The sequence below is a fragment of the Tenacibaculum sp. Mcav3-52 genome (assembly GCF_022347665.1).
Taxonomy (GTDB): Bacteria; Bacteroidota; Bacteroidia; order Flavobacteriales; family Flavobacteriaceae; genus Polaribacter; species Polaribacter mesophilus.
Genome location: NZ_JAKRGE010000001.1, coordinates 493989 through 506783, shown reverse-complemented (window position 1 = coordinate 506783; position 12795 = coordinate 493989). Strand labels below are relative to the sequence as shown.

At 32.2% G+C, this 12795-nt stretch carries 14 protein-coding genes and 1 tRNA gene; 8 read left to right on the top strand and 7 right to left on the bottom strand.

Going from position 1 to position 12795, the window contains the following annotated elements; genetic code table 11:
• Positions 1-71: 71 nt before the first annotated feature.
• Entirely contained in the window at positions 72-2681 is a 2610-nt protein-coding gene (gene mutS, locus MHM83_RS02380; protein WP_239178280.1) for a DNA mismatch repair protein MutS, read from the top strand.
• An 8-nt stretch (positions 2682-2689) separates the two neighbouring features.
• Here mutS and folE read toward each other — a convergent pair whose 3' ends face one another.
• The gene (gene folE / locus MHM83_RS02375) at positions 2690-3349 is read right to left on the bottom strand and encodes a GTP cyclohydrolase I FolE (protein ID WP_239178279.1); all 660 of its coding nucleotides are present in this window, start codon (positions 3347-3349) and stop codon (positions 2690-2692) included.
• A gap of 12 nt (positions 3350-3361) precedes the next feature.
• Positions 3362-3763: a MerC domain-containing protein gene (locus MHM83_RS02370; protein WP_159488638.1), complete on the bottom strand. Its 402-nt coding sequence runs from the start codon at positions 3761-3763 to the stop codon at positions 3362-3364.
• A 79-nt stretch (positions 3764-3842) separates the two neighbouring features.
• On the opposite strand from MHM83_RS02370, the gene MHM83_RS02365 reads away from it, so the two are divergent.
• The 3 genes from MHM83_RS02365 to MHM83_RS02355 all read left to right on the top strand — a co-directional run bounded on the left by MHM83_RS02365 (position 3843) and on the right by MHM83_RS02355 (position 6418).
• Positions 3843-4220, top strand: coding sequence for a Fur family transcriptional regulator (locus MHM83_RS02365; RefSeq protein ID WP_159488636.1), 378 nt, complete (start codon positions 3843-3845; stop codon positions 4218-4220).
• A gap of 71 nt (positions 4221-4291) precedes the next feature.
• Positions 4292-5626 carry an MATE family efflux transporter gene (locus MHM83_RS02360; RefSeq protein ID WP_073182322.1) on the top strand — a complete coding sequence of 445 codons (1335 nt, stop codon included), beginning with the start codon at positions 4292-4294 and terminating at the stop codon, positions 5624-5626.
• A 24-nt stretch (positions 5627-5650) separates the two neighbouring features.
• The gene (locus MHM83_RS02355) at positions 5651-6418 is read left to right on the top strand and encodes an enoyl-CoA hydratase/isomerase family protein (RefSeq protein WP_159488631.1); all 768 of its coding nucleotides are present in this window, start codon (positions 5651-5653) and stop codon (positions 6416-6418) included.
• Between the two features lie 73 nt (positions 6419-6491).
• Here the strand turns inward: MHM83_RS02355 and MHM83_RS02350 are convergent, their stop codons facing one another.
• Both MHM83_RS02350 and MHM83_RS02345 read right to left on the bottom strand, forming a co-directional pair.
• The gene (locus MHM83_RS02350) at positions 6492-7361 is read right to left on the bottom strand and encodes a sterol desaturase family protein (RefSeq protein ID WP_047788005.1); all 870 of its coding nucleotides are present in this window, start codon (positions 7359-7361) and stop codon (positions 6492-6494) included.
• A 266-nt stretch (positions 7362-7627) separates the two neighbouring features.
• Entirely contained in the window at positions 7628-8497 is an 870-nt protein-coding gene (locus tag MHM83_RS02345) for an AraC family transcriptional regulator (protein ID WP_239178278.1), read from the bottom strand.
• A 155-nt stretch (positions 8498-8652) separates the two neighbouring features.
• Here MHM83_RS02345 and MHM83_RS02340 point away from each other — a divergent pair, with 155 nt between their 5' ends.
• The 3 genes from MHM83_RS02340 to MHM83_RS02330 all read left to right on the top strand — a co-directional run bounded on the left by MHM83_RS02340 (position 8653) and on the right by MHM83_RS02330 (position 10293).
• Entirely contained in the window at positions 8653-9027 is a 375-nt protein-coding gene (locus tag MHM83_RS02340) for a lipocalin family protein (RefSeq protein WP_167712632.1), read from the top strand.
• 3 nt (positions 9028-9030) lie between these two features.
• Positions 9031-9576, top strand: a complete 546-nt coding sequence (locus MHM83_RS02335; protein WP_073182319.1) for a hypothetical protein — start codon at positions 9031-9033, stop codon at positions 9574-9576.
• Between the two features lie 267 nt (positions 9577-9843).
• Complete coding sequence (locus MHM83_RS02330) at positions 9844-10293, top strand: 6-pyruvoyl trahydropterin synthase family protein (protein ID WP_047788002.1); 450 nt, start codon at positions 9844-9846, stop codon at positions 10291-10293.
• Between the two features lie 31 nt (positions 10294-10324).
• On the opposite strand, the gene pth is transcribed toward MHM83_RS02330, so the two are convergent.
• From pth to MHM83_RS02315, 3 genes are all read right to left on the bottom strand, one after another.
• Positions 10325-10891, bottom strand: coding sequence for an aminoacyl-tRNA hydrolase (gene pth, locus MHM83_RS02325; RefSeq protein ID WP_082118604.1), 567 nt, complete (start codon positions 10889-10891; stop codon positions 10325-10327).
• Positions 10892-11028: 137 nt separating this feature from the next.
• Positions 11029-11604 (bottom strand): 50S ribosomal protein L25/general stress protein Ctc, encoded by a 576-nt coding sequence (locus MHM83_RS02320; protein ID WP_047788000.1) that lies wholly within the window; start codon positions 11602-11604, stop codon positions 11029-11031.
• 21 nt (positions 11605-11625) lie between these two features.
• Entirely contained in the window at positions 11626-12567 is a 942-nt protein-coding gene (locus tag MHM83_RS02315; protein ID WP_047787999.1) for a ribose-phosphate pyrophosphokinase, read from the bottom strand.
• A 111-nt stretch (positions 12568-12678) separates the two neighbouring features.
• Between MHM83_RS02315 and MHM83_RS02310 the strand changes: the two genes are divergently transcribed.
• Positions 12679-12762 (top strand) — tRNA-Leu (locus MHM83_RS02310).
• Positions 12763-12795: the final 33 nt, after the last annotated feature.

The window sequence follows — 12795 nt, the reverse complement described above, 5'->3', positions numbered from 1 at the left end:
TGGATAACTTGAAACAAAAGAAACTCTAAACTTTTCTATCTTCGCAAAACTAACCCAAAAAATCTAGAAACTTGGCAAAAACAAAGGCAAAAAAGGTAACTCCATTAATGCAGCAGTATAACGGAATCAAGGCAAAATATCCGGATGCGATGTTATTATTTAGAGTAGGCGATTTTTATGAAACCTTTGGAGAAGATGCTGTAAAAGCGTCAGAAGTTTTAGGTATTATTTTAACCAAAAGAGGAAGTGGCAGCGAAAGTGAAACAGCATTGGCAGGGTTTCCGCACCATTCTTTAAATACGTATTTGCCTAAGTTAGTAAAATCTGGATTACGTGTTGCTATTTGTGATCAGTTAGAAGATCCAAAAATGACTAAGAAGATTGTGAAACGGGGAGTGACGGAATTGGTAACTCCTGGAGTTGCGTTGAACGATGAGGTATTACAATCGAAGTCGAATAACTTTTTAGCAGCAGTTCATTTTGGGAAAAAGCTATTAGGGGTTTCGTTTTTAGATGTGTCTACTGGAGAATTCCTCATAGCACAAGGAAATGAAGAATACATAGATAAGCTTTTACAAAACTTTACACCAAGTGAAGTTTTGGTAGAAAAGAAGTATAAGCAGCGATTTTTAGAAGCTTTTACCAATCGTTTTCATGCTTTTTATTTGGATGATTGGGTGTTTCAAAAAGATTATGGAGATGAATTACTTCGAAATCACTTTAAGGTAAAAACGTTAAAAGGATTTGGAGTTGAAGAGTTAGAATACGGAATTGTAGCGGGAGGTGCAGCCATGTACTATTTATCTGAAACGCAACATAACAAAATTGAACATATACAATCAATTAGCAGAATTGCTGAGGATAAGTATGTGTGGATGGATCGTTTTACCGTAAAAAACTTAGAATTATACGGAGGAAACTCGGTGAACTCTGTTTCATTATTAGATGTAATCGATAAAACGATTTCTCCAATGGGAGGGAGATTGTTAAAACGTTGGTTAGCCCTTCCGTTAAAAGATTTAGACCAAATTCAGCAGCGACACGAATTAGTGAAGTTTTTAATTGATAACGATACTTTTTCTGAAACTGTAACCTACCAATTAAAACAAATTTCTGATATCGAACGATTGATATCGAAAGTTGCGACAGGAAAAGTATCTCCAAGAGAAGTCATCTTGTTAAAAAATTCGTTAAAAGCGATTCTTCCGATAAAAGAATCCGCAGAAAGCAGCGAAAACGCTGCCGTTAGGTTATTAGGAGAAAAAATTAATACTTGTGATGAATTAATTGATAAAATTACCGAGACTGTTTTAGAAGAAGCCCCTGTAAACATCAATAAAGGAAATGCGATTGCAAACGGAGTTTCAGAAGAGTTGGATGAATTGCGTAACATTTCAAACTCTGGAAAAGAGTATTTAGATACGATGCTAGCTCGTGAAACGGAACGTACAGGGATTCCGAGTTTAAAAATTGCGTTTAATAATGTTTTTGGATACTATATTGAAGTTAGAAATACGCATAAAGATAAAGTTCCTGAAGAATGGATTCGTAAGCAAACTTTAGTGAATGCAGAGCGTTACATTACCGAAGAATTAAAAGAATATGAAGCAAAAATTTTAGGAGCAGAAGAGAAAATTCAGCAATTAGAAACGGAGATTTTTGCCAAGTTAGTACAGTACATTATAGGCTTTGTACAACCAGTACAACAAAATGCACAAAATGTAGCTAAGATTGATGTATTGCAATCTTTCGCAACCTTAGCTACCGAGAATAATTATGTGCGCGCTTTAATGGACGATAGTACCGATATTGAAATCAAAAATGGTCGCCACCCGGTTATTGAAAAACAATTACCAATAGGCGAAGAATACATAGCGAACGATGTGGTGCTGAACCGTAATCAGCAACAAATTATCATGATCACAGGTCCTAACATGTCGGGTAAATCAGCAATTTTACGTCAAACAGCATTGATTGTATTATTGGCACAAATGGGAAGTTACGTTCCTGCTCAAAATGCTCGAATAGGTATGGTGGATAAGATTTTTACAAGAGTAGGTGCGAGTGATAATATTTCGATGGGAGAGTCGACATTCATGGTTGAAATGAATGAAACCGCATCGATCTTAAATAACATTTCTGATCGTAGTTTGGTGTTGTTAGATGAAATTGGACGTGGAACATCTACCTATGACGGAATTTCTATTGCTTGGGCAATTTCGGAATACTTACACGAACACCCATCGAAAGCAAAAACACTATTTGCAACGCATTATCACGAGTTAAACGAAATGACTTCCACGTTTGAACGTATCAAGAACTTTAATGTATCGGTAAAAGAGCTAGATAATAGTATTATTTTCTTACGTAAGTTAGTAGCTGGAGGAAGTAATCATAGTTTTGGAATTCACGTGGCGAAATTAGCAGGAATGCCAAGTATGGTAATTCATAGAGCAAACAAAATTCTAAAAGAGTTAGAAAACTCACATTCACACAAGGAGGTAAAAGAAACCTTGAAAGAAGCACAGCATGAAGATATGCAAATGAGCTTTTTTCAGTTAGATGATCCGTTGTTAGAAGATATTCGAGAAGAAATTTTAACTACAAACATCGATACACTAACACCTATTGAAGCTTTAATGAAGCTGAATGAAATAAAACGAATGTTAACGAAGAAGTAATTGGTTAATTATTCTCTATTTTCAAACTCACAAATTTTAAAAAACTCATTACGAACAGCTAAATCATTAAAACTTCCTCCGTACTCAATAGTTGTTGTGTAACTATTCTTGTCTTTAATTCCGCGAGAAGAAACACATAGGTGCTTTGCATTCACCAGTACAATTACATCTTCTGTTTCCAAAGTTTCTTGTAAATCTGTTAAGATTTGTAAACATAATCGCTCTTGTACCTGTGGTCTGTGTGAATAATAATCTACTAAACGATTAATTTTCGAAAACCCGATAACCCTATTTTTTGGAATATAACCAATATGTGCATAGCCACTAATAGGAAGAAAATGGTGTTCACATGAAGAATCGATAGTAATGTTTTGTTCCACTAACATTTTACTATAACCGTATTTATTATCAAAAGTAGAAGCTTTGGGTTTATTAGCTGGGTTCAATCCATAAAACAACTCTTTAACATACATTTTAGCAAAACGATAAGGTGTCCCAGACAAACTATCATCTGTTAAATCCAAACCGAGCTCCTCCATTATTTTTGCAAAATGACCTTGAATATTTACAATCTTTTCTTCGTCTGATTTATCAAAAGCGTTTGGTGTTAAAGGTGTTTTAATATTTGTTAAAATGTGATTATCACCTATGTAATCATGCTTGTTCATTACTTAAACTATTTAATTATTAGCGCAACAAGTGTTGTTTGCACATTGACAATACTTTCTATTATATATATGTAGAAACACTAAACCTAATGATGGTACATAAATACTTTCTTCAGGTAATTTCATGGCTTGTGTATATTCGTTTAAAATGATTATAAACAAAATCAAAAACGTAATCCAAAGAGCATACTGCATCCATTTTTTTGAAGTAGTTTGAACGGATTTTTGAATAGCAAAAAATGAAATGACTAGAAATAAAACGTCTATACTTTTCCACCAAAAAGGAACTGCTTCATGACTACAACAAGCAGCATGAGATTGTATAACAAACAGAAAAGGTGTAAATACGCAATGTACCAAACATAGACCGCTCGACAAAGCTCCTAATGTATCTGATTTTTGTTTGAGTACCATTGATTTTCTTAATTTAGTATTTTGAAAAGCAAAAGTACATTATTTTTTTAATTGCAACAATGTTGCATTAATTAGTTTTATGGGAGTTATTAGGAAAACAAAAGCAGTAAAAAAATTATTAAGCTTATTTGAGTCTGGAGTCTCAGCAATTGCTGCTGTTGATTTAGTAAGCAAATTAAATGACGAAATGAATAAAACTACGGTTTATAGAGTTTTGGATCGTCTGGAAAACGATGGCGTTATACATTCTTTTATGGGGAAAGAAGGTGTAAAATGGTATGCTAAATGTACTAGTTGTTCTTCGCATCATCATAATGATATACATCCTCATTTTCAATGTACTGACTGCAAAAAAGTAACATGTTTATCAGTTGATATTTCAATTCCTCAGGTTGAAAATCATATCATAGAGAGTGCTACTGTTTTTTTAACAGGTAAATGTGAGATTTGCTCTTAAATAACATTAATAAAACAATACACTGCAATTTCATTTTCCAACTTCAATAATAGTTATTTTTGTTAACTATTATGCAACACAACATTAGTTTTAAACACATAAATAAATTAGCAATGCCTGCATTAATTGCAGGTGTTGCTGAACCGTTACTTTCTACCACAGATTTAGCCATCGTAGGTAACATTGAGCACAATGCTACCGAAAGTATTGCTGCGATTGGTATTGTAGGGGCTTTTTTATCCATGTTAATTTGGGTATTTGGGCAAACACGTAGCGGAATTTCTTCTATCGTTTCTCAATATTTAGGAGCTGATAAACTTGACGAAATAAAAAACCTACCAGCACAAGCTATTGTTATTGTGTTAGGGGTAAGTGCGCTTATTTTAGGAATCAGTTACCCTTTTGCAAAAGAAATTTTTGAGTTGTATAATGCTTCAGGAACCATTTTAGACTATTCTGTTTCGTATTACAAAATTCGTGTTTTCGGATTCCCGTTTACGCTTTTTACGATTGCTGTTTTTGGTACGTTTAGAGGGTTGCAAAACACGTATTATCCGATGGTAATAGCACTCATAGGTACGTTTATTAATATAGGGTTGGATGTTGTATTGGTATATGGAATAGAAGGCTTGATTCCTGCAATGCATATTCAAGGTGCAGCCTATGCAAGTGTTGTAGCACAAGCTACTATGGCAATAATTTCGGCGGTATTATTGTTAAAGAAGACAGATATTCCATTAAGGTTCAGCCTGCCTCTTAATGCTGAAATACCAAAGTTTATAAACATGGTTTTAAATTTATTTGTGCGAACTATAGCGTTAAATGTTGCTTTATATTTTGGTACTTCCTATGCTACTGATTATGGCGACGCTTATATCGCAGCTTATACGATTGGTTTCAATTTATGGCTTATGGGCGCTTTTATGATTGACGGCTACTCTTCTGCAGGAAATATATTATCAGGAAAATTATTAGGAGCAAAAGCATATAAAACCTTAGTCATGTTAGGAAATCGATTAATTACATACGGATTCCTTTTCGGACTCTTACTCACAGTTGTAGGTTTTGTTTTATATCAATTTATAGGAAAAATATTCACGAAAGAACCTGAGGTTTTAAAACAATTTTACAATACTTTTTGGATTATTTTACTCATGCAACCTGTATGTTCTATCGCTTTTATTTATGACGGAATGTTTAAAGGTATGGGAGAAATGAAGTACTTACGAAACGTTTTATTATTAGCAACAGGATTCGTATTTGTCCCAACCTTATTATTTTTTGATTCACTAGATTATAAACTGTATGCTATTTGGATTGCTTTTTTCCTGTGGATGATTGCTAGAGGAACTCCATTAATTATAAAGTTTAGAAGAAAGTTTTTACCACTTGCTCAAAAAACGTAATTTTGAGCAAACAACAATAAACAAATGACTACAACTAGAGAAAACGGAAGTTTATATACACATATTGAAAATAAGATTGCTACGGTTGAATTTGGGCATCCAGCAAGTAACTCCTTTCCAAGTGTGTTATTAGAACGTTTAGCAAATGAATTTGATAAGCTTTCAATTAATAATGAAGTTTCAGTAATTGTACTAAAATCAGAAGGAGAACGAGCTTTTTGTGCTGGAGCTTCTTTTGATGAATTGGTAGCAATTGATAATTTAGAAGATGGGAAAGCTTTTTTCTCAGGGTTTGCCAATGTAATTAATGCGATGCGTCGTTGTTCAAAGTTAATTGTTGGTAGAGTACAAGGAAAAACTGTGGGTGGTGGAGTTGGATTAGCAGCTGCTTGTGATTATGTATTAGCTACAGAGCACGCTTCTATTAAACTTTCTGAGTTTACGATAGGTATTGGTCCGTTTGTAATTGCTCCTGCCGTAGAACGCAAAATAAGCGTAAGCGGATTGGCAGAGTTAACCTTAGATGCAACGAGCTGGAAAAATGCGTATTGGGCGAAAGAAAAAGGGTTGTATGCGCGTGTTTTTGAAACACAAAGTGAATTAGATAAAGAGGTTGAAATCTTATCAGAAAAATTAGCTTCGTATAACCCAGAAGCATTGGTTGAAATGAAAAGAGCGTTGTGGATTGGAACGGAACACTGGGAAGAACTGTTAATAGAACGTGCAGAGACTTCTGGAAAGCTTGTTTTATCCGAGTTTACCAAAAAAGCCTTAGAAAAATTTAAGAAGTAAAAAAGTACGGTATTAGGTATAAACTTTAAACTAACTAATACCGTTCCAAATATATAGTAAGCTTAAGCTGAACTTATTTACTTTTAAAATAATCAGGCTTCCAAATTAGGTTTCCAAAAATTATTTTTAGCTTATGTTTTAATGTTTTACATCTTTTTACTTCTTTGTAAATATTAATATATTCTATAAAATTAATTTTAATAGGGTTGTTAGTTTTTATGTTCTTTGTAAGCCCATAAACTACTTTTTCTTGTTCTCTTTGAAATGTTCCAAAAAGTTTATCCCATATAATAAAAACACCTCCATAATTTTTATCTAAATATTTTCGGTTAGATCCATGATGTACTCTATGATTGGATGGTGTGTTGAATATTTCATCTAACCACCCTAACTTACCAATTCGCTCCGTATGAATCCATGTTTGAAATTGTGCGACTAATATTAATCCTACAATAGCCTGAAATGGTGAAAAACCTATTAGTACCATCGGTATTAAAAAAGCCCATTCAAACAATCCTTCTACAATACTTAATCGCATAGAAATAGTTAAGTTATAATCTTCTGAAGAATGGTGAACACTATGGCTAGCCCATAATATTCGATGTTCATGCTCTAAACGATGCATCCAATAATACGTTACATCTGCTATAATAAAAGCCAGGATCCATGTATATACATTACTAGGAATCGTTATTGGTGTTATCCAATGAAAAGGCATTAAACAAATTACACCAATCGATCCTATAATTGTTTTTTCTATAAGTTGATTCATAAAAAAAATAGATATATTGGCTAAGGTATCTTTCCATTTTCTCTTTTTTCTAAACAGCACATCAATAATTATTTCTAATACTATTAAACTTGTATTAAATAAAAAAAAGTAACCGATATACAACATGATTGTAGACTCTTCAAAAAGTGATATTAATTTAGCAAAACTCATTTCGTAACTTTTTTTAATTATGTATTTAGGAATAGGACAAGAAAACCAAAATAGAATTGTTTCCTTGAGAAAAGCCAATTATACAATCCCAGAAGAAGGTAAGAATCTATGTGCCAATACTTTTGTAATTTGTAACTTTTCATGTGTTTTATTTGTTTAATAACACAAAAGTAGGCTGGAAAATGTAGGTGTGTTTGTTTATTTAGGACAAAGAGGAAGTATAAATTTCAAAGAAAAAATATTAATTTTTATTTGTTGGTTTTGCGTTAAACAATAGGAATGTAAATTTCTGTTATTAATTCTTCTTGAGGAGTATTTTTATCGTCATTTAAATAAAACTCTAAAATTGGTGCGTCCGCAAACTCTAATTGTATATCATACATCCAATGTGAATAAATTGTATTGTATGTTTCAAAACAGCTTTCATGACTTCCTTTATGAATAAACTTGGCATATTTTTGAGAGATAACTTCTTTAACTTTAAACATTCCTTTAACTTCAATTTTTTGTACTTCTGTAAGCATAATCCCTGCATTATACCTACAATTAACAAATTCTGTTATTTCATCATCATCCAAAATTTCACCAACAATAATAGTTTTATCAGTTAATAAATCATGCTTATCAGCATACTTTAAAAGCTGTTTCCATGTTCTTTCAATCCCTTTTATATCTTCATAAGTTCCTTGATATTGTAAATACAACATTTGAAATGATGGTATAATTTCAATTTCAAATTGTAATAAAGAATCATTTTTTTTATTAGGTTCTTCTAAAATTTGATTCGTAATTTTTTGTTGAAATGTATAAGAGCTTTTAAAGCTAGAAGGTGTACAGCGAAAATGTTTTTTAAAAGCTTTACTAAAAGCTGCCACATCACTATACCCAACTTCTAGGGCAATATCTGAAATTTCAATATCTGAAAATTTTAAATACTGTGCAGCTTTTTCTAGTTTTCTTCTTTTAAGAAATTGACCAATAGTTTCATGTTGTAACGCTAAAAATATTCTATTGATATTTCGATAAGAGTAAAAGGAAACATCTTCTATTTCATGTGTGTGAATTGATGTTTTAAAACGCTTTTCTAAAAAATCTAACAACTTATTATATCGCTCTATTTGTGTTGAGTTTTTCATTTGTGATGCTTTATCCATCAAAATTACAATAGGTTCTTACTTTATAGTTTGTCTATTTACGACAAAAGGTAATAAAATAATCATTGTCTTAAATAAACAAACTCACATTTTACTTGCCTTATACTTTTACCTGGAATTTAATAACCACTTGTAATATGTATCGAATTGTTTTACTTGTCTTCTTGTTTTTAATATCTCTATCTCTTTTTTCTCAAAAAAGTCTAAAATCTAAATTAATTGGAAAATGGCGCATTCAAAACTATGAGGTATTTGGTGAAGTGCATCAACCTTCTTTAAAAGAGAGTAATGATTATATCTTATTTAAAACTAACATGTTTTTTGAAGCCTTCTCTGAAGGATATCATGATAAAGGAACTTGGAGACTAAACGGGGAGACTAAAATATCTCTGATAGTAGACAATAATGAAATTTTAGATGCTACTGTATTACAAATTACCTCAGATTTTTTAACTATAAAGTACAACACTAAAGAATTAAACTACATTATTTTTCACTATAAAAAACAATAAAATATGCGTTGCTTATTTTGGTTAATTTTTTTTGTTAGCTTCGTTCATGCTCAAAACCCTAGCATAAGTAATAAAAAAGCTCCAAGAACTATTCATATACTTTCTTACAATACTGTTTTTAGTAAACACTATAAAGGATTTAAAATAAAATACTCTGAGTTTTCAGATACAGAGGAGGATTTTATAATTCCAACTGTATTTTCATTCAATAACTATCAATTAAAACCCAACCTTTTAAAGAGTAAGGGGTATAAAAGTTTTAATCAGTTTTTATTAGGAGCTGGTTTAGATGGGTTTATTAAATTTTACAAAGGTATTTATGTAGGTGTTGGTATAAATGTTCCTTTTGGATATGAAACAACTAGGGGTCTGAATAACGAAAAAAAATCCAAACTCTTAATTGGGCTTGAATCTAAACAAGGAATAAGGTTAATTCCTTGGGAAGAGCTAGGTATAGTTTTAGGTATAAATTACAAACAGCATTTTATCAATTCTAATGTATTAAATAAAGAATTTAACCTTGAATTGGAGTTAGGTGTTAATTTTTAAAGATTTTATTCTCTAGAGAGTGAAAAAATAATAACATTTAAAATCAAATTCGTACTTTCGGCGAATAAAAGTAAAATATTATGGGTGGAGATTATTTATTTGCCATTTTAGCGGCGGGTGTAGCTGTAGTTTATTTCTTTAATAAATACAGAGCAAACAAAAAGTTTAAAAGAAAATAAGAGTCAATACACATCTTTAGTTGTCATTTAAGGCAGGTTAAAAGAGAAGTAATTTTTTAAGTTTATTTCACTTTAGAGATAGATATTTATGAGTAAGATTCGAATTACCAAGCAGTTTACTTTTGAAACTGGACATGCGTTGTATGGTTATGATGGAAAATGTAAAAATGTTCATGGGCATAGTTACAAGCTTTCGGTTACTGTGATAGGCTCTCCAATTACTGATACATCCAATGTGAAGTACGGAATGGTAATTGATTTTGGAGATTTAAAGAAGATTGTAAAAGAAGAGATTGTAGATGTATTTGACCATGCTACGGTATTCAATAAGAATACTCCCCATGTAGAGTTAGCTAAAGAGTTAAAAGACCGTGGACATCATGTTATTTTAGTAGACTATCAACCAACAAGCGAAATGATGGTGATTGATTTTGCTAAGAAAATTCAAAAAAGGCTTCCAGAAAACATAAAATTACACGGCATTAAGCTACAAGAAACAGATACTAGTTTTGCTGAGTGGTATGCTTCTGATAATTAATTTTTGAATAAGTTAACGGTGTAAAACGTAATTATTTTCCGTTAAACTCATTCATGGTATTAGCTAAACCAGCTGTAATAAAAGAAGTAACCGCTTTTACAGAAAAAGGAATACGCTCAATCATTGCGCTTTCCTCATCAGGATTCCATTTGCCTAAAACGTAATCTACTTGACGACCTTTACTATATTCAGCTCCTACACCGAAGCGAAAACGAGGATAAGCACCTGTATTAAACTTATCTTGGATGTCTTTTAGACCGTTATGTCCGCCAGAACTTCCTTTTCCTTTGATACGAATTTTTCCAAAATCAATATTTAGGTCATCAGTAATAATTAACAAGTTTTCAACTTGAATGTTTTCTTTTTGCATCCAGTATTTAACCGCTTTACCACTTAAATTCATATAAGTATTAGGTTTTAAAACAAGTACTGTTTTACCCTTAATTTTAAGTTTAGCTATATCTCCTAACTTTTCGGTTTCAAAAGAGCCTTCATGCTCTTTAACAAAAGCATCTGCGATTTTAAAACCTATATTGTGACGTGTATTGTCATATTTTTCGCCAATATTACCTAAGCCTACAATTAAAAATTTCTTCATAGAATCGTCTTCTTTATCTGTTAATTGTTTTGTAGAAAAACCAAATAATTGTTTAAAAAAAGGTGTAATAATCATACATCAAAAATAAAAAAAGCGCTACACATGGTAACGCTTTTGTATGATTATTGTTTTGCAGTCTATGCTTCAGCCTCAGCTGCTGCTTTAGCGGCGTTACGAGACATACGAACTTGAGCAACCACTGTGTTATCTGGGTGTAATAACGTATAGTTGTCATTCTTTAACTCAGTAACATATAATTTATTACCAATTTCTAACTCAGTAATATTAGCTTCAATAAAATCTGGTAAGTTAGCTGGTAATGCTTTTACTTTTAATTTACGTAAGTTGTGACGTAAAGCACCACCTACCATAACACCTTTAGAAGATCCTACTAAACGTACAGGAATATCCATAGTCACAGCCTTGTCTTCAAATAATTGGTAAAAGTCTACGTGTAAAATGCTATCATTTACTGGGTGAAACTGTATGTCTTGTAATACAGCGCTATATGTTACACCATCTAATTCAATCGTAGCAGTAAATACGTCTGGAGTATATACTAATGGCTTGAACGATTTTTCTTCAGCTGAAAAGTGAACAGGCTTGTCTCCTCCGTATAATACGCAAGGAACCTTTCCAGCATTACGTAAGGCTTTTGTTGCTTTTTTACCTACGCTTTCTCTTTGAGATCCTTTGATTGTAATTGATTTCATTACTTTGTTTATTAAATTTATTTACATTAAAAACTTATCGCTAATAGATGTATTGTCTTGAACTTTATGCATCACATCAGCAAATAAAGCGGCGCAAGATACAACTTTTATTTTAGAAATACTCTTTTTTAAAGGAATTGTATCTGAAACGATTAGCTCTGTCAACTGTGAATTTTGAATTCTTTCGTAGGCATTTCCTGAAAGAATTGGGTGTGTACAAATAGCACGTACACTTTTTGCACCACGTTCCATCATTAAATCGGCTGCCTTTGTAAGTGTTCCTCCTGTATCAATCATGTCATCAACAAGAATTACATTTTTACCTTCTACTTCACCAATGAGTTCCATATGAGCAATTACATTGGCTTTTTGACGCTGCTTGTAGCAAATAACAACATCACTTTCCAAGTATTTGGAATAAGCATAAGCTCTTTTTGAACCTCCCATATCAGGAGAAGCAATCGTTAAATTATCAAGCTTTAAACTTTTAACATATGGTAAAAAAATTGTAGAAGCATATAAATGATCTACTGGCTTTTCAAAGAAACCTTGAATTTGATCAGCATGTAAATCCATGGTCATAATTCTAGTTGCACCTGCAGTTTCTAATAATTTAGCCACTAATTTAGCGCCAATTGCTACACGAGGCTTGTCTTTTCTGTCTTGACGAGCCCAACCAAAATAAGGCATTACAGCGGTAATATGTCTTGCCGATGCACGTTTTGCAGCATCACACATTAATAACATTTCCATTAAGTTATCAGTAGAAGGAAAGGTTGATCCAACGATGAAAACTCTTCTTCCTCTGATTGATTCTTCAAAAGCTGGTTGGAATTCACCATCACTAAAATGTGTGGTAATTACATTTCCTAGTTTGGTTCCGTAGGCACTGGCAATTTCCTCTGCTAGTTCAATACTTTGTGAACACGCAAAGATTTTTGGGCTTAATTGATTTGTAGCCATTTACAAAAAAATATTTTTAGTTAGTGTTGTTGTTGGGGCAAAAATAAAACTATTTTAAGAGTTTAAAAGATATTTTAAATGAAATATTTTATAGATTTGCACTCACCAAAAGCCAAAGTGGTGGAATTGGTAGACACGTCGGATTCAAAATCCGATGCTCGCAAGGGTGTGTGGGTTCGAGTCCCACCTTTGGTACAAAAGCACACTATTTTTTAAAAAAATAGTGTG